This is a genomic window from Flavobacterium sp., from assembly GCF_039595935.1.
GTDB lineage: Bacteria > Bacteroidota > Bacteroidia > Flavobacteriales > Flavobacteriaceae > Flavobacterium.
In genome coordinates this window covers 114,419-139,319 of sequence record NZ_JBCNKR010000006.1, presented here as the reverse complement: position 1 = coordinate 139,319, position 24,901 = coordinate 114,419, and the positions used below count along the sequence as shown (strand labels likewise).

The following is a 24,901-nucleotide window of genomic DNA, read 5'->3' as shown; positions in this document are numbered from 1 at the left end:
ATAAGATAATTTAAGTTTGTCATCATTTATTTATTAAATGAACTTATATCACTTATATATTCAAAAAACTATTTAAGCCATTTTTTTATATTGGAGATGAATTCAACTTGTTGATCAACAAAAAGATAATGGGAACAATTGTCAAGAAAGGCAAAATGATTTTCGCCAGCGAGTTTTTTTATTGAAGTGATTTGTGCCGATGAAAAAATGCCGTCATTTTTTCCGTAAATGGTAAAGATTGGAACGCCTTTCGCTTTAATTTTCTTTAAAAAAGGCCTGCTGTCGATGTTGTTTTGTTTTTCATTTTGATAAAAAAGTAAAGGCGCATTTTTATTCCGAATATTGGTTTTGAAAAATTCACCCGCTTCATAATCTGCATATAATTTTTTAGATTCTGCAGTTGGATTTGGCATTTTAAAAAAGCTATTTTCTCCTGCCAGATCAAAACAGCCTTTTCGATATTCGGCTGAATTTTTATTTAAATTTTCGACAGCACTTATTTTCTTTAATTGTTCAGGATCGTCTTTATATTTTTCTTTGAGTGTATTTAAAATATGATCATAAGTTTCCTGTTGAGAAAATAAGGCGCCGGCCAAAACCAAAGCACTTACTTTCTCAGGATATTTATTCGTATAAAGTGTCGCAACTAAACCTCCAAAGCTATGACTAAGTAAAATAGCTTTCTTTAAATGGTATTTTGTATAGATCGAGTTTAAATCCTGAAAAGCTTCTGTATACGTAAATTTTGCATTAGGATCTGTAGATCTTCCTTCGCCGCGACGATCGTAAGCAATAACATAAAAACCGAGATTTGCCAGATTTTGAGCTGTTGTTCCTTCAAATAAAGTTGCGTTGCCAGTTGGTCCTCCGTGAATGAAAATTAGAGGTTCATTCTTTTCATTTCCGTAGGTTTTAATGTAAAGATTTTGTCCGTTTGAGAAAACAGAAAATACGAGAAATAAAGAAAGAAAAAAAGGTTTCATTACTCCTGATTATGATGATCATCCATGTCTTTTTGAAGATCTAGATTTCTAAAAGTAGGAGAGATAAAACCAAAACCTAAAACAGTCAAAAGTGTAACACTTCCTCCAAAAATTACAGAAGTTACAGTTCCCATTAATTTGGCAGTTGCACCGCTTTCAAAAGCACCTAATTCGTTTGAAGATCCAACAAAAATTGAATTTACGGCACCAACTCTTCCACGCATATGATCCGGAGTTTTAAGCTGTAAAATTGTCTGGCGGATAACTACAGAAATTCCATCGGCCAATCCGCTTAAAAATAAAGCAAAAACTGAAAGCCAGAAATAGGTAGAAAAACCAAATAAAATGATCGATAATCCAAAAATAAATATGGCAATTAAAAGTTTTTTTCCTGCATTTTTATACAAAGGAACATAAGCAGAAACCAGCATTGTAATAAAAGAACCTACAGCCGGAGCAGCTCTTAAAATTCCAAAACCTTCTGAACCCACTTTTAAAATATCTTGTGCAAAAACGGGTAATAAAGCAACTGCTCCACCAAAAAGTACTGCAATCATGTCCAGAGACAAAGCACCCAAAACAATCTGATTTTTAAATACAAAAGTTAAACCTTCGGTAAGACTGTCTTTTATTGATTCTCCAATTTTAGGGTTTATAATTGGTTTTTTACTGATTTGAGATAAAGCAATTAATGAAAGTACAGAGAATCCGAAAACCAAGCACATTGACCAGTGAACGCCAATCCAGTTTATAGAAAATCCGGCAAGTGCAGGTCCCATAACAGCACCAATCTGCCAAACTGAACTACTCCAGGTTGCCGCATTTGGATATACTTTTTTAGGAATTATAAGTGATAAAAGAGAAAAAATAGTTGGTCCCAAAAAGGCTCTTACCAGTCCGCCTAAAAATACTAAAGTGTAAATAGAATATAAGATCAAAGTTGAAGACCAGCCGCCGACAATTTTTGGCCAGGTTAGTAAAAACAATCCAAAACTGATTATAGAAAATCCGATAATACATTTTACCAATAATCCCTTTTTTTCACGTTGGTCTACAATGTGTCCGGCAAATAAAGCCATAGAAACAGCCGGAATAACTTCCATTAAACCAATAATTCCCAGCGAAAGCGGGTTTTTAGTTAAACTGTAAACTTCCCATTCGATAACGATAAACTGCATTGCCCATGCGAAAACCATGCAGAAACGCAATAATAAAAATACGTTGAATTCTCTGTAACGTAGTGCCTGATATGGATCAGGTTTGTTTGATTTAATCTCTTCCATCGATTCTAATGTCTTTCAGCATAAGCTGTGTTGAAATGTTTCCGTTCCATTCATTTTCGGCAATATTGTATGCCAGTTGAAACGAATTCTGATTTTGTGTTATATTTAATTTTTTTCCGAGTCCAAAGCCAATTGCAGCAATTCCGTCGGAGTTGTTTTGCTTTACAAAAAGTCTTAAATGTTCTTCTTCTGCTCCAAGGGTTTTAGCGTAACCCGTATCTTTTACATTTGAAGTCATAAAAACAGGAGTCATATTCTGCGGGCCAAAAGGTTCAAATTGTTTTAAAATCCGAATCAATTTTGGTGTGATATCTGAGAAATCAATTTCAGCATCGATTTCAATTTCCGGAGTCAGCATTTCGGGTTGAATAGTTTCCTGTACACATTTCTCAAAAGCGTCTTTAAAAAGCTGATAATTTTCAGCTTTCAAAGTCATTCCTGCTGCATACATGTGACCTCCAAATTGTTCCAAATGTTCTGCACAGGCATTCAATGCATTGTAAACATCAAAACCTTTTACAGATCGGGCAGAAGCAGCATATTTGTCGCCGCTTTTAGTAAAAACTAAAGTGGGGCGGTAATAGGTTTCAATTAATCTCGAAGCAACAATTCCGATAACGCCTTTATGCCAGTCTTCCTGAAAAACAACGGTAGAAAATCGATTCTGTTCGTTGTTTTGTGTAATTTGCTGAAAAGCTTCTTTTGTAATTTTTTTATCTAAATCTTTTCGGTCGGCATTATATTGTTCAATTTCAGATGCAAATTGCTGTGCCTGATCAAAATTAAATTCAGTTAAAAGTTCGACAGCATGGTTTCCGTGTTTGATTCTTCCTGCAGCATTAATTCTCGGAGAAATAATAAAAACCACATCGCTGATATCTAAAGTTTTCTTTTTAACCTGATGAACCAAAGCTTTAATTCCGGGTCTTGGTTCGGAGTTAATGACTTTTAAACCGAAATATGCTAAAACACGATTTTCTCCCGTAATCGGAACAATATCGGCAGCAATTGCAGTAGCAACTAAATCCAGATAAGGGACTAAATCTTCTACAGTTTCATTCCGATTTTGACCCAAAGCCTGAATCAATTTAAAGCCAACTCCACAACCGCATAATTCATCATACGGATATTGGCAGTCTTCTCTTTTTGGATCCAAAACGGCCACAGCATCAGGAAGAATTTCTCCGGGTCTGTGGTGATCACAAACAATAAAATCAATATTTTTTGCTTTTGCGTAAGCAATATGATCGATTGATTTGATTCCGCAGTCGAGAGCTATTATTAACGAAATTCCATTGTCATCTGCGTAATCAATTCCTTTATAAGAGATTCCGTAACCTTCGTCGTAACGATCTGGAATATATGTGGCAATGTTTGGATAATGTGATTTTAAGTACGAAGAAACCAAAGAAACTGCTGTTGTTCCGTCGACATCATAATCGCCAAAAACCAGAATGTTTTCCTGATTTTCAATCGCCGATTCGATTCTAGAAACCGCTTTATCCATATCTTTCATCAAGTATGGGTCATGAAGATGTTCTAATGATGGGCGAAAGAAATTCTTAGCATCTTCAAAAGTTTCAATGCCACGCTGAATCAAAAGTGTTGCTACAAAATCCTCCACATTTAAGGCTTGCGCCAAATGTTTGATTTTATCTTCAGAAGGTTTTGTTTTTAATGTCCAACGCATGGGTTGATTTTAGATTTTAGATTTTAGATTTTAGATTTTAGATTGTGGATTTCTAAAATCGTTTAATCTGATTGGTAATTTTTTTGCCACTCCCGATAGCTATCGGGATAAAGGATTTAAAAGATTTTTAATCTGTAGTAGAGATATTCATTTTTAACTTTGTCAAAGTTTCAAACTTTGACAAAGTTTTTAGAGTTTAGAATAAGGGAGAGTTCAGAAAATCTAAAATCTATATTCTAAATATTATTTCGCTTCTAGAGCGTTTCCTTCAAACTGAATCCCGTCCCAACCTAAGTTGATGAAATTTCTAATATTTTGATGGTTTGTTCCGTTTGGATCTCCTAAAACTTCTTCAAAATAAAAAGCTCCAAAACAAGCTAAAGTTTCTTCTTTGCTTAAGTTTTGCAATTTTGCGAAAGAAAATAATTTACAAGAACCAGAATTTTCTCCGGCAGCATTATGCTGAGTTCCGTTTTGAAAAGCAGTTGGCGTAAAGTTGTAATTTTCTTCGATTACGGCAATAGTTTCAGGAAATGTGATTTGTGTTGGAGTTTGTTTTACTTTTTCTAAAAAGGCTTGTATGCTCATGATTTTATTTTAATTTTTTTTTGTATTGATTATTTCTTCATTCCTGATAAGCGATCTTGAGGCATCAAAATAAATTTCTTTTGCTTTATAAAATTCATTTGGCTCATTTATAAAATGATCGCAGAATCCGGATAGAGATTGATGACTTAATTTGGATATTTCAAAATAGTCGTAAATGATATTATATTCATCAGAGACATATATTACCTTAAATGCTGATTCACAACTTAGACCATTTCCACTATAAACGATTACTTTTCTAATATCTCGATATCTTTTTTGATATTTTTTCCATTCAGATTCTGGTTTACCTAGTTTAAATAATGCAAATCCCATTTTGTTATTTGCTGCTAAACTTACAGGGTTTTTATCTAAAATTTTTCCACACTCAATTCTTAATTTTTCATATTCCTGATTATTTGAAAAAATATCTAATTGTTCTTCACTTGGTTTGTTTTTTAAATAATTTTCATGGAATGAAAAGCCATAATAAATAAGGGCATTTTCTTCTAAAGATAATGTAGTATCAAAAAAATTAAATCTTTCCAATAATTTTGGATAATAGGTTGTCGAATTTATATTTTCTATTTTCGACTTTATCTCATCAAAATTTATATTTATTTCATCTTGACCAAATGAAATTTCAAAAATGGATAATGTTATGATTAAAAATAAATATTTCATCATTTAGATCGCACTTATAATTAAAAATCAGAAAATATTATTCTTCTTCATCCTTAGAAAACTTACTTTTCTTAGCTTCTTTTGTTATGGTTTTTCCGGCTACGACCACAACGATTTCACCGCGTGGTGCTGTTTTTTCAAAATGAGCGAGAACTTCTTTTGCAGTTCCGCGTACATTTTCTTCATGTAATTTTGATAATTCTCTCGAAACGCAAACTTGTCGATTTTCTCCAAAATACTGAATAAACTCACTCAAAGTTTTAACCAGTTTATGTGGAGAAACGTATAAAATCATGGTTCGGGTTTCTTCGGCTAAAGCCAAAAAACGAGTTTGGCGTCCTTTTTTATCAGGCAGAAAACCTTCAAAAACAAATTTATCATTTGGGAGTCCGCTGTTCACCAAAGCAGGAACAAAAGCCGTTGCACCTGGAAGACATTCGACTTCAATTTTATTTTCTACACAAGCACGAGTTAAAAGAAATCCAGGATCAGAAATCGCAGGAGTTCCAGCGTCTGAAATTAAGGCAATAGTTTCGCCGGCTTTTAAACGTGCAATTAAATTTTCGGTTGTTTTGTGTTCGTTGTGCATATGATGGCTGTGCATGTGCGTGCCAATTTCAAAATGCTTTAATAGTTTTCCGCTTGTGCGGGTATCTTCCGCCAAAATCAAATCGACTTCTTTTAAAACCCGAATGGCTCTAAAAGTCATGTCTTCAAGATTGCCAATTGGCGTTGGAACAATATATAATTTTGACATATTTTAGTTTAATAATTTAAACACGGATTGCACTAATTAGCACAGATTTTTGATGCTTGTAAAATTGCACGAAGCAAATGAATTAGTGTTAATTCGTGTAATTTGTGTTTGTTTTTTAAGCGAATTTCTTTTCAATAATTCCAAGAAAACGTTCTGCGTAATCGTCTTTTCCTTCCCAGTTATTGTAATCCGGTTTTACCATGTTTTCGATAAAATCTTTGGCTTCAGAATACGAATCAAACGTCATCAATTGGTTTAAAACACGGCTGTAATCTTCGGTACTATTTCCGAAAAGATTTTTGGTAAAAGCGATTCGGTCATTCAAATCAATATGAAAACCTCTTGCTAATTTTTCGTTTAAAGAAACTGATTTTGGCTCTTTTGAAGTTTCTAAAACCGGAATTTCAATATTTTTTATCTCTTTTGTATCTTGATTTGAAGCAGGTTCAAAGCTGTCAACTTTTACAAACTGAGCGTCAGCGTAATTGATTCCAAAATCTTCAAATGCAATCGGAATTGGAGTTCCTTTGATTTCTGATTTCGGTTCTTCCTTAATTTCTTCTTTTATTTCTGTAGTATCTAACTCAAAAGCCGGTTTGAAATCAGGAATTGGCTTTAAATCACTTACAGTTGTAAAAGAAAGTTCTTCTGTATTGTTTTTTGAATCTTCAACCTTTTCAACTTCCTCAACAATTTCTGGTTCTGAAATTTCAGCAGTAACTGGTTCTTCGGTTTTTTCTTCAACGACAGTTTCCGGAATTATTTCTTTCGGAACTTTAGCTATTACTTCTTCAATAATCGGAGCAACAGGAGTTTCTTCAGTTTTAACTTCTTCAACAGGAATTGAAGTTTCGACAATAGTTTCTGCAGGAGCAGTTTCTTTATCAAAAATAGTTTCAATCTGAGAGTTTATTTCGCTGTGGCTGATGGTTGGTTTTGCCTCGTCGAAATTCTCATCAACAAATTTTAAAATCGCTAATTTCTCATATAATTTCTGAGTTTCAAGATATAATTGATTGATATCGGATTTGTTTTTAAGTTTTAAAATTCGATGTGCAATGCTTATTAAATCGGCTTCCAATTTTTTTTTCATAACTGTTGAAATTATAGTGAATAAGGTATTTTAGTGTATTTGATGCTTGAATGTCTTTATTCTTAAATAAATCTGAAAGATATTTTAAAGATGTTTTTTATTTCTGTTAATAAGCGTTTGCCAATATCTGGTTTGATAAAAATTTTCTACTTTTGAAAAAATGTAAAACAGCACATTTTTACGTCGATTTATTACCAGTACAAAGTAATAAAAACTATTCATTTTTAAAGGCAGAAAAATACAAAATGTTTCTCGAAAATACAGTAAATCACAAAGAACAATTTGGGTGGATTGAAGTTATTTGTGGATCAATGTTTTCGGGTAAAACCGAGGAATTAATCCGCAGATTAAAACGCGCACAGTTTGCCAAACAAAGAGTCGAAATTTTTAAACCCGCTATAGATACCCGTTATCATGACGAAATGGTAGTGTCTCACGATGCTAATCAAATTCGTTCTACACCGGTGCCGGCTGCGGCTAATATTTTAATTTTAGCACAAGGCTGCGATGTAATTGGTATTGACGAAGCGCAGTTTTTTGATGATGAAATCGTGAGAGTATGTAATGATCTTGCCAATCAGGGAATTCGTGTAATTGTGGCTGGTTTGGATATGGATTTTAAAGGAAATCCTTTTGGACCAATGCCGGCGCTTATGGCAACTGCCGAATATGTTACTAAAGTTCATGCTGTTTGTACCAGAACAGGAAATCTGGCAAACTACAGTTTTAGAAAAACAGATAATGATAAATTGGTAATGCTTGGCGAAACCGAAGAATACGAGCCGCTTAGCCGTGCAGCGTATTTTAACGCCATGAAAAAAAGCCACGAAAAATAAATCTCCAAAACTCATCTGAGCTTTTATAAAAAGAAAATAAAAACTATGAGAAAACAAAATATATTGCTGTTAGGCATTGTTATAGTTGCAGTTGCTTTAACTGTGTATTTTCAGTTTTTCCTTTCTGAAAAAGCTGACGAAGAAAATACCGAGATAACAGAATTAATTGAAAAATATAATAAAAGCTGTCCGCTTAAGATTCAGGAAGGAATTCGTTTAGACAGTGTTAGTCTGCATAAAGAAAGAACGGTTCAATATAATTTAACTTTGTTGAATGTACAAAAAGCAACTGCTGAGGTTGATGTAATAAGTAAAGAAATTGAAAAAAGTCTTTTAAGTACTGCAAAAGCAAATCCCGGACTTCAGGTTTTTAGAGATAATGATTATACATTGGTTTATAGTTATAGCGATAATAAAAAAGAATTTTTGTTTACCGTGAAAATATTGCCAGATCAATATAAATAATTAAATGTTTATGGACGTTATTAAACCCGACAGGTTTTTAAAACCTGTCGGGTTTGTTTTTTTAAAGAAACTGAATCCATTTCGTAGAAATGTTTTATTAATAAATTATTCTTTATTTAAACTGGACTGAAGTCCAGCCCTACAATATGGATTGAGCCGAAGGCTCTTTGGTGTTCCGAAGGAACAAATTGTATTGTAGAGCTGGACTTCAGTCCAGTTTAGATATAATATGAAAAAAAACAACCCGACAAAACTTTTAAGTCTTGTCGGGTCAGTTATTTTTAAATGAACTTATATTTCTTATATGTTTATAAAAATAAAACTAAATTTTCTTTCTCATTCTCGCTACCGGAATATCAAGTTGTTCACGGTATTTAGCGATAGTTCTTCTGGCAATCGGATAACCTTTTTCCTTTAAGATTTCGGCCAATTGATCGTCAGGAAGCGGTTTTCTTTTGTCTTCTTCCTCAATTGTATTTTGAAGAATTTTTTTGATTTCAAGAGTTGAAACATCTTCACCCTGATCATTTTTCATAGCTTCAGAGAAGAATTCTTTAATCAGTTTGGTTCCGTATGGCGTTTCTACATATTTGCTGTTGGCAACACGGGAAATAGTCGAAATATCTAAACCAACCATATCTGCAATGTCTTTTAAGATCATGGGTCTTAGTTTGGTTTCGTCGCCGTCTAAGAAATATTCTTCCTGATAATGCATAATCGCATTCATAGTTACAAAAAGAGTTTCCTGACGCTGTCTGATGGCATCAATAAACCATTTTGCCGAATCCAGTTTTTGTTTGATAAACTGCACGGCATCTTTTTGTGCTGCCGATTTATCACGAGAATCTTTATAAGTCTGCATCATTTCCTGATAATCTTTAGAAACGTGCAGAGAAGGAGCATTTCTTCCGTTCAGAGTCAATTCCAGTTCACCGTCAACAATTCTAATAGCAAAGTCGGGAACAACATTTTCTGTAACTTTATTATTTCCTGTAAAAGAACCTCCCGGTTTTGGGTTAAGTCTTTCAATTTCGTGAATCGCTTTTTTCAGCTGTTCGTTAGAAACGCTGTATTTCTGTAAAAGCTTATCGTAATGTTTCTTTGTAAAAGCATCAAACTGATTTTCGATGATGTCAATTGCTAAATCAACATATTCGGTTGGCGTTTTATGTTTTAACTGAAGCAATAAACATTCCTGTAAATCGCGCGCACCAACACCCGAAGGTTCCAGTTCATGAATTACATGCAGCATTTTTTCGACCATTGCTTCATCAGTATAAATTCCCTGAGTGAAGGCCATGTCGTCAACAATATCCGGAATACTTCTGCGGATGTAACCCATATCATCAATACTTCCAACAAGGAATTCGGCGATTTCGCGTTCCTGATCGTTTAAAATAAAAGTATTAAGCTGATTTATTAAATCCTGATGAAAGCTAATTGGCGAAGCAAATGGTGTTTCACGCTCTTCATCATCACTATAATTATTAACCTGAGTTTTATAGTCAGGCGTATCGTCGTCGCTTAGATATTCGTCGATATTAATGTCGTCTGCTTCGATTCTGTCAGATTCAGCATCATCATAATCATCATAATCATCGTAGTCATCATTTGCGAATTCATCGGCTTCGTATTCCTCTTCTTTTCCAGCTTCAAGTGCCGGATTTTCGTTCATTTCTTCTAATAAACGCTGTTCAAAAGCTTGCGTAGGCAATTGAATTAACTTCATCAGCTGAATTTGCTGTGGAGATAATTTTTGGGATAATTTTAAATTTAAAAATTGCTTTAGCATTTATACTGTTTAATCGTTTATTTGTTTAATCGTCAAATCGTTTCTTCGTGAAAATCGGTTAACCGAATGAACGATTAACCGATTAAACTTTTTTAGAATTCTGCGCTACCCGGAGTTCTTGGGAAAGGAATTACGTCTCTAATGTTTGTCATTCCAGTTACAAACAATACCAGACGCTCAAATCCTAAACCGAAACCTGCGTGAGTTGCCGATCCAAATCTTCTGGTGTCTAAATACCAGTATAATTCTTCTTTATCAATTCCAAGTTTTTCCATTTTCTCAACCAAAACATCATAACGCTCTTCTCTTTCAGAACCACCCACTATTTCTCCAATTCCCGGGAAAAGGATGTCCATTGCACGAACCGTTTCTCTTCCTGGTTCAGTATTGTCATTCAAACGCATGTAAAACGCTTTAATGTTTGCTGGGTAATCGTATAAAATTACCGGACATTTAAAGTGTTTTTCAACCAAGAAACGCTCGTGTTCTGACTGTAAATCAGCTCCCCATTCGTTGATTAAATATTGGAATTTTTTCTTTTTATTTGGAGTTGAATCTCTTAAAATGTCGATTGCTTCAGTATAAGAAACACGTTTGAAGTTGTTGTCTAAAACAAAGTTTAGTTTCTCTAACAAAGCCATTTCGCTTCTTTCTGCCTGAGGTTTTGATTTTTCTTCTTCCAAAAGTCTTCCTTCCAGGAATTTTAAATCATCTCCACAATTGTCTAAAGCATATTTAATTACGTACTGAATAAAATCTTCAGCCAAATCCATGTTGTCGTCAAGATCGTTGAAAGCAACTTCCGGCTCGATCATCCAAAACTCAGCCAAGTGACGAGAAGTGTTTGAGTTTTCTGCTCTAAACGTTGGTCCAAAAGTATAAATCTGACCCAAAGCCATTGCAAAAGTTTCTCCTTCTAACTGTCCAGAAACCGTTAAGTTCGTATGTTTTCCAAAGAAATCTTTTTTGAAATCAATATTTCCTTCTTCATTTTTTGGAAGATTATCCAATGGCAAAGAAGTAACCTGGAACATTTCTCCAGCACCTTCAGCATCAGCTCCAGTGATAATTGGCGTGTTTACGTAAACGAAACCTTTATCCTGAAAATATTTGTGGACCGCATAAGACAATACCGAACGCACACGCATAATCGCACCAAAAGCATTTGTACGTACGCGTAAATGTGCGTGAGTACGTAAATATTCTAAAGTATGCTTTTTAGGCTGCATTGGGAATTTCTCAGCATCAGAATCTCCAAGAATTTCTAATTTAGAAACCTGAATTTCATATTTCTGACCCGCACCTTTACTTTCTACCAAAGTTCCAATTACAGAAACTGCAGCTCCAGTAGTGATTCTTTTTAAAGTCTCTTCCGGAGTATTTTCAAAATCAACAACACATTGAATATTATTAATGGTAGAACCGTCATTAAGCGCGATGAACTGATTATTTCTAAAAGTTCTCACCCATCCTTTTGCATTCACTTCCTGTAACGTCGTCGTACTGTTTAATAAGTCTCTAACCTTTGTGTGTTTCATTTTTGTATATAATTGATATTAAATAATATTCATTTTGAACAACTGCAAATATAATCGATAATAATTAATTTTTGAAGCTGTTTCCCGCTATCCGCTATATCTTTCTATTTTTAAAGAAAAAATAGAAAGGATGCCGCTTCTATCGGGGCTAGGGCATTTGTTTTCAAAAGAAACAATTTCTCTTGTTTTTGTCATTGCGAGGAACGAAGCAACCTCACTAAAATAAAAAATGAAGGTTGATATAGCAAATGAGATTGCTTCGTTCCTCGCAAAGACTTAATGTTGCGTATAAAAAGAATTTGTGAAAATTCGTGAAATTAGTGTCTGAAAAACTTATTTCTCCAAATTCTCCAATTCCTCTTTCTTAGTCTTCTTCTTCTCAAAAGTTAAAACCAGCGAAGGCAATACAACCAAGTTCGCAAACATTGCAAAAGCCAAAGTACAAGAAATTAGACCTCCAAGTGCAATGGTTCCGCTAAAGCTTGATAACGTGAAAGTCGCAAAACCTAAAATCAAAACTACCGAAGTGTAAAAAGTACTGATTCCGGTTTCTCTTAAAGCACTGAAAACAGATTTCTTCACTTTTCCGCCGCTTTGAAGCAAATCATGTCGATACTTCGCCATAAACTGAATCGCATTATCAACCGAGATTCCGAACGCGATACTAAATACTAAAATCGTCGAAGGTTTTAACGGAATTCCAAAATAACCCATTAATCCGGAAGTAATACAAAGTGGTAAAACATTTGTAATTACCGATGCCATTACCATTTTGAAAGAACGGAATAAATACAAAATCAGAACGGCAATTGTTAAAATTGCGAAAATCAATGACTCAATTAAGTTGTCAACCAAGTATGAAGTTCCTTTTTGAAAAACCAAAGCTTTTCCGGTAACGGTAACTTCAAAACGATCTTTCGGGAAAATCTCAGCAATTTTTGCATTTAATTTTTTCTCCACTTTCGCCATTTCATCCGTTCCGATATCTTTCATGAAAGTTGTGATTCTTGCATATTGTCCAGTTGAATCCACATATGCTTTCATTAAATTTTCTTTACTGTTTTTAGTCGCATTTTTAGCATAACTCAAAATAAAAGTCTGCTCCTGCGAAGTTGGCAATTGGTAATATTCAGGATTTCCGTTGTAGAAAGCCTGTTTAGAATATTTAACCAAATTCACGATCGAAACCGGTTTTGCCAATTCCGGAATTTCTGCAATCGTATTTTGCAGTTCGTCCATTTTACGAATTGTCGAAGCTTTCATGACACCTTTTTTCTTTTTGGTGTCAATCATAATTTCAAGCGGCATAACTCCGTTAAATTCTTTTTCGTAAAATAAAATGTCTTTAAAGAAAGAAGCACTTTTTGGCATTTCACCAATTAAACTTCCGGAAACTTTCATTTGTGCAACCCCAATAACACTGAAAACTAAAAGTAAACCGTAAACGATATAAACGAATTTACGTTTCGTTTTAACTATATCTTCAACAACATTTAATAAAGTCGAAATATAAGTTTTCGTTAAATGGTATAAGTGTTTTTCTTTTGGCAGCGGCATAAAACTGTAAATAATCGGCACGATAAAAAGTGTCAATAAATAAACAGAAATCACGTTGATAGAAGTTACCAGACCAAATTCAAAAAGCAAATCGTTTCCGGTAATCATAAACGTAGCAAAACCAATTGCTGTAGTTAAATTTGTCATTAAAGTAGAAACTCCAATTTTTGAAATAACACGCTGCAACGCTTTTGCCTGATTGTTATGTAATTTAATTTCCTGCTGGTATTTATTAATAAGGAAAATACAGTTTGTAATTCCGATAACGATAATCAGCGGTGGAATAATGGCTGTTAAAATTGTGATTTTATAACCAAATAATCCAAGTGTTCCAAACGACCAGATTACGCCGACAATCAAAATGCAGATTGAAATAAAAGTTGCTCTGAACGAACGGAAAAAGAAAAAGAAAATCAACGAAACAGTCAATAAAGCTGCACCAATAAAAAGACCAATTTCGCCTTTCATGTCTGCCGCATTAATTGTTCTGATGTATGGCATTCCCGAAACTTTAAGATCGATTCCGGTTGTTTTTTCGAATTTGTCGATTTTCGGAACCAGATTTTCAAGAATAAATGTTTTTCTTTCGGCTGTATTTACCAGTTTTTTATTGATATAAATGGCAGAACGAACACTTCCGCTTTCTTTATTAAATAAAAGACCTTCATAAAAAGGTAAATTATGAAACAAATCATATTGTACACTTTTTAAATAAGCAGGGTCTAAAACTTTGCTTTGATCTATAAAAGGTGCTAAAACAAATTTTTCGTTGACAGTATCTTTTTCAAGTTTTTTCAAATCGTTTAGAGAAACAACCAAATCAACTTCTTTCGATTTTTTTAAACCGGTCATTAACTCGTTCCAAGCCGCGTAATTTTTTGGTGTAAAGAATTTTGGATCTTTAAAACCAATAACCACAAGATTTCCTTCTTCACCAAATTTGTCTAAAAATTTTTGATAGTCTTTGTTTGCAGTATGATTTTTCGGAAGCAGGTTTGCTTCAGTATAAGTCATAGCAAGGTTTTTCCATTGGTAACCAAGGAAAATAGTCAAAGCAGAAAGAATAATCAGAATTGTTATTCTGTTTTTAAGTATAATTCGGGCCAACTTCTCCCAAAATCCAACTTGAATAGCGTTTTTCATAAAATCTTTAAAAATGGTTGCAAATGTAGTGAAAACTGCTCAAAATCATAAACAATCAATTGTATTTTACTAAATGTTAACACAAATTTGTTTTGTTTTTATTGTGATAATTTTCCTGCTTTTTACAGTTTAGTCGTTAGGTTTTCTCATATTTGCATTTAATTTAAAAATGAAAAGAAAATGAATTGGATTTTATTGATTATTGCAGGACTTTTTGAAGTTGGATTTGCGTCATGTCTTGGAAAAGCAAAAGAAACGACCGGAATTGTATCGACTTACTGGATGGTTGGTTTTTTTGTATGCCTCTCAATCAGTATGATTTTATTGTATAAAGCAACGCAGACTTTACCAATTGGAACGGCTTATGCGGTATGGACAGGAATTGGTGCAGTAGGAACTGTTTTAGTTGGAATTTTTATTTTTAAAGAACCAGCAGCTTTTTGGAGAATATTTTTCCTTACCACTTTGATTGCATCAATTATTGGTTTGAAATTCGTTTCAAGTCATTAATAAAATATATGCCACAGATTACACAGATCTAAAGGATTTTTTCATTAAATAATTATTTTTAATCTGTGATAATCTCTGTAATCTGTGGCAAAAAATCTTAACCATTCTAAACAATGCAGGAAAACAATACCACAACTTTTATATTTCTAGCGATTCTTTTACTATTGATTGTCATCATTTGTTTCATGATTTATCAATTAATGCAAACGAAAAAAGCTAAGGAAGATGCAGAAAAAAGTTTTTACGCCTTAGAGTCAAAAGTCAACGATTTGCAATTGGAGAATTTGGAATCAAAACTGAATCCGCATTTGTTTAAGAATATTCTAAATTCGATTCAGTCGCATGCGTATCAGACTTATTTTGCTTTGGATAAACTGGCCAATGTTTTGGATTATATTTTGTACGAAAGCAAAAAGAAGTTTGTAACGGCAAAAGAGGAAATCGATTTTGCAATGAATTTAATCGAAATCAATAAAATTAAAATCAGTCCGCTTTTTGAACTCAAAGATAAAGACTAATATCAATGAAGATGACAAACTGTACGAACAGCCTTTGCTGGCGCCTTTAATTTCTATTGATTTAATTGAAAATGCTTTTAAACATGCCGATCTTCAAAGTGCAGATGCTTTTATTTCGGTAGTTTTTGAGTTTAAAAACAATGCTTTTTTTATGACGGTTTCCAATAAAATCTCAGATAAAAAAGTACTGAAAAAAGAACGAAGCGGTTTTGGACACGCAACGCTTGAACACCGTCTTCGCATTATTTATAAGAATAATTTTAAACTCGATAAGTTTATAGAAAACGATGTTTATATTGCTCATCTAAAAATTGATTTACTTGAATACAAAACTGAAATGCTTGCTTCTGGACGATGAGATTCCAGGATTAACGTATCTTAAAATGCTTTGCGAACAAATTCCAGAATTGGAAATCGTGAAAACATTTAATAATCCTGAAAAACTTTTGTCTGATATTCGTGAGTTAGATTTTGATCTGCTGATTTCGGATATTGAAATGCCCGGAATTGACGGGTTGCATCTGGCAGAAAAACTGCAGGACAAATTGGTGATTTTTTGTACGGCCTATAAAGAGTATGCGGCTGAAGCGTTTAATATAGATGCTGTAGATTATATTACAAAACCTGTAAAATTAGAACGTTTGCAAAAAGCCATCACAAAGGCTTTTGAGCGTTTTGAGAAATCAAATTCTGATAAAAAGTTTATACAGCTCAACACTGATAAAGGAAAAACGTTATTGTATTTTAATACAATTCAATACATAAAAACGGCTGCGAGCGATAGTCGCGATAAAACGGTTCTGCTTACTGATGGCAGTTTTTTGAATTTAAAAAATGTAAAATTCGACACGCTATTAAACGAATTGCCCGATGCTGATTTCTGCCGAATCAATAAAAAAGAAATTGTAGCGGTGAAGGCAATAAAGTTTTTTAATCATAATGAAATTGTGCTTCATCATTTGGAAGAAACTAATAAAAATACAGCTTTAATTTTAAGTGAAACGTATCGTTCTGATTTTTTGAAAAAGGTAAAATTATAACTTATTACAAAGTTTTTCCGACTTGTTACATACATTGAAAATTAGCTGGAAATTTGCTTTTTCACTTAAAACTCAGTTCTGATATTTGCTGCAATAAATTTAAAGAACGAGTTATGAATAACATTAAGAACTCTCTATTCTACGTAACAATTATTGGCGGTTTTACAGCGCTGATATATTGGGTAATTTCAAAAGGCGCCTCATTAGAAGTAGGGCGTAATATTGTAAAGAAAAGGTTGAAAGCAACCATTGGAAAGACTTTCTTCATTCTATGGTCGAAAACTTGCAGCATCCTTTGGCTATTTTATTGGCACAGATTGTTACCATTATTTTAGTCGCACGTTTATTTGGATGGTTTTTTAGAAAAATAGGACAGCCGTCTGTAATTGGCGAAATGATTGCCGGAATTGTTTTAGGCCCATCTTTGGTCGGAATGTATTTTCCGGAATTTTCAGCAGCTTTATTTCCAAAAGAATCTTTAGGCAATTTACAGTTTTTAAGCCAAATCGGTTTAATCCTTTTCATGTTTGTTATCGGAATGGAGCTGGATTTAAAAGTCCTAAAAAATAAAGCACACGATGCAGTTGTTATCAGTCATGCTAGTATTGTTATTCCGTTTGCTTTAGGATTATCATTGGCTTATTTTATTTACGAAATCTATGCTCCGATGGGGGTAGAATTTTCTTCTTTCGGATTGTTTATGGGTATTGCCATGAGTATTACGGCTTTTCCCGTTTTGGCGAGAATTGTTCAAGAACGAGGTATGCAGAAAACCAAACTTGGTACTATTGCCATTACTTGCGCCGCTGCAGACGATATCACGGCATGGTGTATTTTGGCAGTTGTTATTGCGATTGTAAAAGCAGGTTCGCTTTAAGTTCGTTATACGTAATTGGAATGGCGATTTTGTATGTAATTATCATGCTTAAAATCGTTCGTCCATTCTTAAAAAGAGTAGGAGATTTGAACTCAACACGCGAAAGTTTGAATAAACCTGTAGTTGCCATTTTCTTTATTACACTTTTAATTTCTGCTTATGCATCAGAATTAATCGGAATTCACGCTTTGTTTGGAGCATTTTTGGCTGGAGCAATTATGCCAGAAAACAATAAGTTCAGAAATATATTTATTGAAAAAGTCGAAGACGTTTCAATTATTGTGCTATTGCCATTGTTCTTTGTGTTTACAGGTTTGCGTACCCAAATCGGATTATTGAAGTGATCCGGCTTTATGGAAAATAACAGGATTAATTATTGCCGTAGCTGTAGCCGGAAAATTCTTCGGAAGTGCTTTGGCTGCCAAATTTATGGGGCAAAACTGGAAAGACAGTTTGGCTATTGGTGCCTTAATGAACACAAGAGGTTTAATGGAATTGGTGGTTTTAAATATCGGTTACGATCTGGGAGTATTGTCAACAGAAATTTTTACGATGATGGTCATTATGGCTTTGGTAACTACTTTTATGACAGGCCCAGCATTAGATTTTATCGGATTTATTTTTAAAGATAAAGTCACAGCCGTTCCAGAAGAAATTGGAACCAAAAGCAAATACAAAATTCTGCTTTCGTTTGCAACTCCAGAAAGAGGAAAAAAACTGCTTCAAAATTGCAAACAGTTTGGTTAAAAAACAAGCTGATAATTCGATTGTAACGGCAATGCATTTGTCTTTAAGTACCGAAATACATTCTTTTGATGTTAAAGAACATGAACGTAAAATGCTCGTTCCCGTAATTGAAGAATCACAACGTTTGAATCAGAATGTGGTGAGTTTGTTTAAAGTTTCTAATGATATTGATTCGGATATTATTGACACGGCAAATCAAGGAGAATATGATTTGCTTCTGGTTGGTTTAGGACAGTCTATTTTTGACGGAACTTTACTAGGGAAAATATTAGGCTTTACTACCAGAATTGTAAATCCAGATCGTTTGATTGATAAGTTTACAGGAAAAGAAGGATTGTTTGAGAATTCTCCTTTTGATGAAAGAACACGCCATATTATCGCGAAATCTAAAATGCCAGTAGGAATTTTTATAGACAAAAATTTAGAAGAAGTCAATCAAGTTTTTATACCAGTTTTTAATAAAGAAGATGCTTTTTTAATTGATTATGCTAAAAAACTAATCAATAACAACGGTTCTCAGATTACAGTTTTAGATGCTGGTGGAGAAGTGAAAAATACTAGAGAAATTCAAGAAACCATTCGTTCTATTGAGCAGATTGCCCCAAATCATATCATGGTTATGAATGACAGAACATTGAAGAAAGAATTTTTAGAAAGCCAAGATTTAATGATTATCAGTTTAGAAAGCTGGAAAAAACTAATAGAATCTCAAAGTATTTGGCTAAATAATTCTCCATCAGTTTTGATTCTTAAACCATAAACTTTTTGAAATTCCAAAAAATTAAAATCCCAAATTCCAATTTTACTTATTGGGGTTTGGGATTTTTTTGAGCTCACTTGTAATTCCGAGGAACGAGGAATCTCCTTAAATGAATTTCTTTACGTAACTGCAAACTTTGTCGATAAATCGTACAAATTCCTCGTTCGTCAGATTACTAGCGGAATTTTATTTCGTGAATTATGTCATCGAGTAAAGGACTGTCCTTCGATTTCGCTCAGAAGTCAAAATTCGAGCTTGGCTCTCATTAAAATTTGTTTTTTAAGAACCTTAGCGACCTTGGCGAAAAACCTTTCGAACTTTGCGGTTAAATTCTCAATCAAAATCTAAAGCCCCAAATCAAGAACATAAGAGATCTTAACTGCAATATTATCTTCAAATCTCATTAACTGATTTGGTCCATATCTATAGAATCCGCCTAAACCAAAACCTTTAAAAATTTTGTTCAATTCTATTCCCGATTCAAAATAACCTTTATCAAGTGTTTTATAAGCTGGACCAACATGCTGTTCTGGATTTTCCATGCTTCCCCAAGCCATTCTCGTAACCAAGACCAGTGATGGTCTTACTTTTTTGAAAAGCGTAAGACGATCAAAACCATGTTTAATTTGAAACATCAAATATTGACTAGAGAAAAACTCATTAAAAAACATCGTTTCAAAAGCATTTCTACCTGCAAATGTGATACGCTGAACGACAGTTTCTTTAGTTAAGTTGTTTGGCGCCGTATTGTACAAATGCGTAATCGGAACATCTCCCATTGCCAATCCTCCCTGCAAAAGCAAACTTGTTTTCTGACGGTTTAAGTATTGTTTTTCGTATTCGGCTTTAAAATCTATTTTGCTAAACGTAAAATCATTATCAAACACATTTGGCAGAGATTGTGTGTACTGAAAAGTAAACCTCGGAAATCTTTTATCACTTTCATTTCTTCCAGTCGGTGTCTGCATGTAATTGCTAAATGGCGCCCAAACAATAGAAAGCATTGCTGTGGTCATGACATAGCTAGAGTACAGTTTTCCATTTAGATTAAAAAGATAATCAAATTTTGGTTCAATATAATTTCTTGAAAGTTCTAGAACAGCCTCGGTTTTCGGAATAAATTTGGTTTGAACATTAGCACGCCATCCTATATATTTATAAAAAGTGCTAATATTTATCGGACGCGGATCGTAAATTTTAAAAACACGTTTGTCAACAGAAAAAACAGTACTTGCAATTTCTCGCACATCGTCAGTATAATAACCGTTAAACCAAGTATTGGTGTGTTTGTCTAATAAAACGCCTCCGCCGACGCTATATTTAAAAACACCATCTTTTGTTCCGTAAGCGCCGTAGCCTTCAACACGGAAAAATTTAGATAAACGATCATTTGTAATACCGCCTACACCAAGACGAAAACCTTCATAATTATTATAACTGATGATTTTTTTCAGATCCAAATCGACAGGGCCAATCGGATAAAAACCATTAATGATTTTTCGGCCAATTCCTAAACGTTTTTCAATTCTATTTCGAACAGAAAGGCTGTCGAGCAATAAATAGGTTTTTTGGCTTTTTAAATCGAGATTTTCTTTGCGGTATGCTTCCCAGAAACTTTCAGGTTTTTTGGCCGCATCGTCTTTAATTTCGATATAAAGCGAAGGGTTTTTTATTGGAGTGTCTGTATTTACTCGAATATCAAAACTATTGCTTTCAGAAAGCAGATAGGTGAAATCTGAAGCTACTTTTTTTCTTCGTTCTAAATTCTCTTCAACATCTCCGTCAAATTGAATCGTACCGCCAAGAATACGAATATCGTCGTCATTTTTTCCTTTTACGATTTTAAAAGTAGTGTTGCTCTGAAACCAGATTTTTTCTTTCGGAATATATTCAAATTCATGAATGCCGCTAATGTCCAAAACGCCTTTAATTCGCATTACTGCTTTCGCGATAGCGTAATTTTCTTTATCAATATACAAAACCCCTTCCAGTCCAGAAGCTCTGTGTTTTGATTTGTTTTTAAAATAAATCATGTATGTGTCACGGCCTCTTATGCTAACGGTGTCTAATAATTTATAATTATAACTTGAAGGAGCATTTTTAGAAATCGGATTTTCGTACTTGGTTTCAAATAATTCGTATTTAGGATCGTAAATCGAAATAGATTGGAGGTTGAAGGCCAGAACTTCATAAATCGGCTGTTTAAAGCCAGCGATTTTTGTGCCTAAAACCGTTTCTTTTAGCTTGTTATTTCCAAACTGATATTGAGAAACTTTCTCAGTTTGAAATAAATGCTGTTTGCTTACAATTTCTTTAAACTTATAATCAGAAGAATCAATGTTTATGATTCTTTTGTTTAAATCTTTATAAGCGGCTGTTGTGTCAATACGGCCGTCAATTGAATCCGGATTGGCGGTTACGATAAGTTTGTTATAGGTTTTATATTCAAAATTATTGAGCTTTTTCTGCGGATCGTTTGTCGATTTATTAGCAATAACTTTTTTAATAATCGTTAAGGCGGGGTTTTCATTAGAAACAACTACTTCTTTTAAATCATCGGTCTGCTGTAAAAGTGAAATCGAATAAAAGGTTTTGCTGTTGATTAAAGCAATAGTTTTCGACTGAAAACCTATATAAGAAACTGTAAGTGATGTCGCAGAAGAACTGATTTTAAAAATAAATTTTCCGTCAACATCTGTAATTGTGTTATTGTTTTCTGAGGTGGTAATGGTGGCAAACGGAAGAGGTTTGTTGTTTGAATCGGTTACGATTCCGTTTATTTGAATTTGCGCCTGAAGAGTAAGCGTAAAAAACAAAGTCAAAAAACAAAATAGCTTCATACAGAATGATATAGTTTCAAAAACGAAAAGAAATTAATTTTCGTATGCAAAAATAGCAATAAAAAAATCCGTCTAGCGCAATAAACCAGACGGATTTTTTATTTTATAATCAAAACTTATTTATACTTTCATGATTTCAGCTTCTTTTGCAGCCAATAACTCATCAATTTTTTTAATGTAAGCATTTGTTAAGTTCTGAACTTCTTCTTCTGCAGATTTGCAGATATCTTCTGAAGTTCCTTCTTTTTCCAATTTTTTGATATCAGTATTAGCATCTTTACGAGAATTGCGGATACCAATTTTAGCATCTTCAGCTTCAGCTTTTGCTTGTTTTGCTAAATCACGGCGACGCTCTTCTGTCAAAGGCGGTACACTGATGATGATAACGTCTCCGTTATTCATTGGGTTAAAACCAATGTTAGCGACTAAGATTGCTTTTTCAATAACAGAAAGCATATTTTTTTCAAATGGCTGTAATGTAATTGTTCTAGCATCTGGAACGCTGATTTTAGATACTTGAGAAAGTGGTGTAGAAGAACCATAATAATCTACAAAAACACCTCCAAGCATAGCTGGAGAAGCTTTTCCTGCACGAATATTAAGAAATTCTTTCTCTAAGTGTGCAATAGTACCATTCATTGATTCCTCAGTACTTTCTAAAATAAAGTCTATTTCTTCAGTCATTGTTTTTTTAGTTTTCAGTTTTCATTCTCAGTTTTCAGTTAAAGTCTTATTGTGCGACTGTAAAACTGTTACTGATGACTATATATTTACTACAGTTCCGATGTTTTCGCCTTCGCAGATTTTCAAAAGGTTTCCGATTTTATTCATATCAAAAACAACGATTGGCAATTTGTTTTCTTGGCTTAATGTAAATGCAGTGGTATCCATTACATTCAATCCTTTTTTGATCACATCGTCAAACGAAATAAAATCAAATTTTACTGCCGAAGCATTTTTTTCTGGATCAGAATCGTAAACACCATCAACGCGAGTTCCTTTTAGAATAACGTCAGCATTAATTTCGATACCTCTTAAAACTGCAGCAGTGTCTGTTGTAAAATATGGATTTCCAGTTCCAGCACCAAAAATTACAATTCTTCCTTTTTCAAGGTGACGGTCAGCTCTTCTTTTGATATATGGTTCTGCAATAGATTCCATTTTTAAAGCAGTTTGCAAACGAGTTTTCATTCCTTTATCTTCAAGTGCGCCTTGCAAAGCCATTCCGTTAATAACAGTTGCAAGCATTCCCATATAATCTCCTTGCACTCTGTCCATTCCTGAGCTTGCCCCGGCAACGCCTCTAAAAATATTTCCTCCTCCAATAACAATAGCAATTTCTACTCCTTTGTCGTGAATCTGCTTGATTTCATCTGCATATTCGCCTAATCTTTTCGGGTCAATACCGTATTGTAAATCACCCATTAGGGCCTCGCCGCTAAGTTTAAGAAGAATTCTTTTATATTTCATGTGTGTGTTGCGTTAATTTGTGCAAATATAGACATATTCTGATTTTTAAAAATAATGTTTGCAAAAAATTAATTCTTGCTTCAATTTTAGGTTTAAAACGGCTTTGCAGTTATTTAATTTGAAATGTGACAAATGTCATTTTCTCAGTCTTTCTAAAATTTGTATTTTTATTGTATACTAAAAATGAAATAAATATGAAAAGCATCGTAGCCAAAGCATTGTTCAATAGTCATTCTTATGCTGAATACAGAAAATTAGTAACCGATTTATTGACCGAAGGAAAATCTACGGGTAATGAACAATCTGAAAGCCTTACCAATTATTCCAAATTGAATGAAGCCAGAATGAACAGGCTGGAAAAAACGATCACTATTTCAGATGCTATTGCAGAGAAACTTCAACACCTAGACAATCATTATATCTGGCTGGTGCTTTCAGAAGGTTGGTGTGGCGATGCGGCGCAGATTCTTCCAATTTTAAATAAAATGGCTTTGGCTTCTAATAAAAGAATCGATTTGAGAATTGCATTGCGCGATGAAAATGACGATTTAATGAGCCATTATTTAACCAATGGCGGAAGAGCAATTCCAAAAGTAATCGTGATTTGTAAAGAAGCAGGAATTGTACGTGCCGATTGGGGGCCAAGACCAAAAGGAGCAACCGAATTAATGGAAAAACATAAAAGAGAAGTTGGCGCTATCGACGAAAAAATAAAAACAGATCTTCAATTATGGTATTTAGCAGATAAAGGAATTTCTGTTCAAGAAGAATTGGTTGAAATCATGGAAAATATTAAGTATAATCGCCTTTAATCGGATTAATGTGTTGATAAACAGGTGATTTGTTGATAAAATTGTCTTAAAGTCTTTTTGACTTCAATAGAATTTCGTAACTTAGTGAAGCTTACCCACTTCTATTATAACTTTCAGATTTACTCTTTTTATTGGTGTTTATTTAATGTTTAACAATTAAAAAATACACTATTATGAAAAAGTTATTCGAAAGGTTTTATGATTTCTTTTCTAAATTTTTGTTTGGAGGGAAAAATGTGCCTCACTATTAATTTGAGATGAGTATGGAACAACATTACTTGTTTTAGGAGTCTGGCACATTACTTTTCAAACAATGTAATGTGCTTTTTTGCTTTTAGAGGAATAATTAATCTTCTTGAGAGTTGTAATGAAAGAAATCTGTTAATGTTACTCCAAAAGAAATCATGCCAATACTTTTTTGATTATGAAGTGGAAAATCATAATCACAGATTTCTGCAAAAATAATAAAATCATCAGAGCCAATGCCGAGTTTTGCCCTTTTATATGCCCCATTTAAATTACCGCGACCCAAAGCAAAACCTTTTCCGTATCCAGCTTGAAGCATAATTCTGGTTTCGGGTCCTACTTTTGGACTTAAACCAAGATTTAAAAATACTGGAACAGCTACAAGTTTGTCATCCCATTTATAGTCAATACCACTGTGAAAACCTAATGTGAGCCATTTTTTATAGTGAACTCCGTACCCAATTTTTGAACCTAATCCATTTGGGACAAGAAAAGCATTTGTGGATGTTGATTCTGTACCGTGATATGAATCGTCTGTGTTATTAGGGTTTCCCGTTATAGAAACAGCAAAGTCAAATTGTGCGTATGTGAATTTAGTTACCTGGCTATGTATAAATGAATTAAAAAAGGTAATAAATGCAATAGTCAGTAAAATTCTCTTCATACAAGGTT

19 protein-coding genes and 2 pseudogenes are annotated in these 24,901 nt (G+C 33.7%); 7 read left to right on the top strand and 14 right to left on the bottom strand.

Annotated features, from left to right (window positions below; all coding sequences use genetic code 11):
* Nucleotides 1–68: 68 nt before the first annotated feature.
* From ABDW27_RS10350 to ABDW27_RS10320, 7 genes are all read right to left on the bottom strand, one after another.
* A complete protein-coding gene (locus ABDW27_RS10350) occupies nucleotides 69–983 on the bottom strand; it encodes an alpha/beta hydrolase (RefSeq protein ID WP_343695819.1) in 915 nt (304 codons plus the stop codon).
* The gene (locus ABDW27_RS10345) at nucleotides 983–2,266 is read right to left on the bottom strand and encodes an MFS transporter (protein WP_343695818.1); all 1,284 of its coding nucleotides are present in this window, start codon (nucleotides 2,264–2,266) and stop codon (nucleotides 983–985) included. Before ABDW27_RS10345 ends, ABDW27_RS10350 begins: the two co-directional genes overlap by 1 nt.
* A complete protein-coding gene (gene recJ, locus ABDW27_RS10340; RefSeq protein WP_343695817.1) occupies nucleotides 2,253–3,956 on the bottom strand; it encodes a single-stranded-DNA-specific exonuclease RecJ in 1,704 nt (567 codons plus the stop codon). The genes ABDW27_RS10345 and recJ overlap by 14 nt, the downstream gene beginning before the upstream one ends.
* 243 nt (nucleotides 3,957–4,199) lie before the next feature.
* The gene (locus ABDW27_RS10335) at nucleotides 4,200–4,544 is read right to left on the bottom strand and encodes a HopJ type III effector protein (protein WP_008465164.1); all 345 of its coding nucleotides are present in this window, start codon (nucleotides 4,542–4,544) and stop codon (nucleotides 4,200–4,202) included.
* 9 nt (nucleotides 4,545–4,553) lie between these two features.
* Nucleotides 4,554–5,231, bottom strand: coding sequence for a DUF4919 domain-containing protein (locus tag ABDW27_RS10330; RefSeq protein WP_343695816.1), 678 nt, complete (start codon nucleotides 5,229–5,231; stop codon nucleotides 4,554–4,556).
* A 34-nt stretch (nucleotides 5,232–5,265) separates the two neighbouring features.
* Nucleotides 5,266–5,985, bottom strand: coding sequence for a 16S rRNA (cytidine(1402)-2'-O)-methyltransferase (gene rsmI, locus ABDW27_RS10325; protein WP_343695815.1), 720 nt, complete (start codon nucleotides 5,983–5,985; stop codon nucleotides 5,266–5,268).
* Nucleotides 5,986–6,100: 115 nt separating this feature from the next.
* On the bottom strand, nucleotides 6,101–7,078 hold the full coding sequence (locus ABDW27_RS10320; protein ID WP_343695814.1) for a hypothetical protein: 978 nt from the start codon (nucleotides 7,076–7,078) through the stop codon (nucleotides 6,101–6,103).
* 245 nt (nucleotides 7,079–7,323) lie between these two features.
* On the opposite strand from ABDW27_RS10320, the gene ABDW27_RS10315 reads away from it, so the two are divergent.
* Nucleotides 7,324–7,914 (top strand): thymidine kinase, encoded by a 591-nt coding sequence (locus ABDW27_RS10315; protein WP_343698128.1) that lies wholly within the window; start codon nucleotides 7,324–7,326, stop codon nucleotides 7,912–7,914.
* A gap of 45 nt (nucleotides 7,915–7,959) precedes the next feature.
* Nucleotides 7,960–8,379 carry a hypothetical protein gene (locus tag ABDW27_RS10310; protein WP_343695813.1) on the top strand — a complete coding sequence of 140 codons (420 nt, stop codon included), beginning with the start codon at nucleotides 7,960–7,962 and terminating at the stop codon, nucleotides 8,377–8,379.
* A gap of 322 nt (nucleotides 8,380–8,701) precedes the next feature.
* Here the strand turns inward: ABDW27_RS10310 and rpoN are convergent, their stop codons facing one another.
* The 3 genes from rpoN to ABDW27_RS10295 all read right to left on the bottom strand — a co-directional run bounded on the left by rpoN (nucleotide 8,702) and on the right by ABDW27_RS10295 (nucleotide 14,409).
* Entirely contained in the window at nucleotides 8,702–10,171 is a 1,470-nt protein-coding gene (rpoN, locus tag ABDW27_RS10305) for an RNA polymerase factor sigma-54 (RefSeq protein WP_343695812.1), read from the bottom strand.
* Nucleotides 10,172–10,263: 92 nt separating this feature from the next.
* Nucleotides 10,264–11,709 (bottom strand): asparagine--tRNA ligase, encoded by a 1,446-nt coding sequence (gene asnS / locus ABDW27_RS10300; RefSeq protein ID WP_343695811.1) that lies wholly within the window; start codon nucleotides 11,707–11,709, stop codon nucleotides 10,264–10,266.
* Between the two features lie 333 nt (nucleotides 11,710–12,042).
* On the bottom strand, nucleotides 12,043–14,409 hold the full coding sequence (locus tag ABDW27_RS10295) for an MMPL family transporter (RefSeq protein ID WP_343695810.1): 2,367 nt from the start codon (nucleotides 14,407–14,409) through the stop codon (nucleotides 12,043–12,045).
* A gap of 180 nt (nucleotides 14,410–14,589) precedes the next feature.
* Here ABDW27_RS10295 and ABDW27_RS10290 point away from each other — a divergent pair, with 180 nt between their 5' ends.
* From ABDW27_RS10290 to ABDW27_RS10275, 4 genes and pseudogenes are all read left to right on the top strand, one after another.
* Nucleotides 14,590–14,919 carry a multidrug efflux SMR transporter gene (locus ABDW27_RS10290; protein ID WP_343695809.1) on the top strand — a complete coding sequence of 110 codons (330 nt, stop codon included), beginning with the start codon at nucleotides 14,590–14,592 and terminating at the stop codon, nucleotides 14,917–14,919.
* A gap of 113 nt (nucleotides 14,920–15,032) precedes the next feature.
* Nucleotides 15,033–15,795: pseudogene (locus tag ABDW27_RS10285) on the top strand (histidine kinase).
* Nucleotides 15,758–16,477: a response regulator transcription factor gene (locus tag ABDW27_RS10280; protein WP_008465146.1), complete on the top strand. Its 720-nt coding sequence runs from the start codon at nucleotides 15,758–15,760 to the stop codon at nucleotides 16,475–16,477. Before ABDW27_RS10285 ends, ABDW27_RS10280 begins: the two are co-directional and overlap by 38 nt.
* Nucleotides 16,478–16,590: 113 nt before the next feature.
* Nucleotides 16,591–18,861 (top strand): annotated as a pseudogene (locus tag ABDW27_RS10275) (cation:proton antiporter).
* A 344-nt stretch (nucleotides 18,862–19,205) separates the two neighbouring features.
* Here ABDW27_RS10275 and ABDW27_RS10270 read toward each other — a convergent pair.
* The 3 genes from ABDW27_RS10270 to pyrH all read right to left on the bottom strand — a co-directional run bounded on the left by ABDW27_RS10270 (nucleotide 19,206) and on the right by pyrH (nucleotide 23,171).
* Nucleotides 19,206–21,701, bottom strand: coding sequence for a DUF5686 family protein (locus ABDW27_RS10270; RefSeq protein WP_343695808.1), 2,496 nt, complete (start codon nucleotides 21,699–21,701; stop codon nucleotides 19,206–19,208).
* A 120-nt stretch (nucleotides 21,702–21,821) separates the two neighbouring features.
* Nucleotides 21,822–22,385 carry a ribosome recycling factor gene (frr, locus tag ABDW27_RS10265; RefSeq protein WP_008465142.1) on the bottom strand — a complete coding sequence of 188 codons (564 nt, stop codon included), beginning with the start codon at nucleotides 22,383–22,385 and terminating at the stop codon, nucleotides 21,822–21,824.
* A gap of 78 nt (nucleotides 22,386–22,463) precedes the next feature.
* Nucleotides 22,464–23,171 carry a UMP kinase gene (gene pyrH / locus ABDW27_RS10260; RefSeq protein WP_008465141.1) on the bottom strand — a complete coding sequence of 236 codons (708 nt, stop codon included), beginning with the start codon at nucleotides 23,169–23,171 and terminating at the stop codon, nucleotides 22,464–22,466.
* A gap of 194 nt (nucleotides 23,172–23,365) precedes the next feature.
* Between pyrH and ABDW27_RS10255 the strand changes: the two genes are divergently transcribed.
* A complete protein-coding gene (locus ABDW27_RS10255; protein ID WP_343695807.1) occupies nucleotides 23,366–23,983 on the top strand; it encodes a thioredoxin family protein in 618 nt (205 codons plus the stop codon).
* Nucleotides 23,984–24,329: 346 nt separating this feature from the next.
* Here the strand turns inward: ABDW27_RS10255 and ABDW27_RS10250 are convergent, their stop codons facing one another.
* Nucleotides 24,330–24,893, bottom strand: coding sequence for a hypothetical protein (locus ABDW27_RS10250; RefSeq protein ID WP_343695806.1), 564 nt, complete (start codon nucleotides 24,891–24,893; stop codon nucleotides 24,330–24,332).
* Between the last annotated feature and the right edge of the window lie 8 nt (nucleotides 24,894–24,901).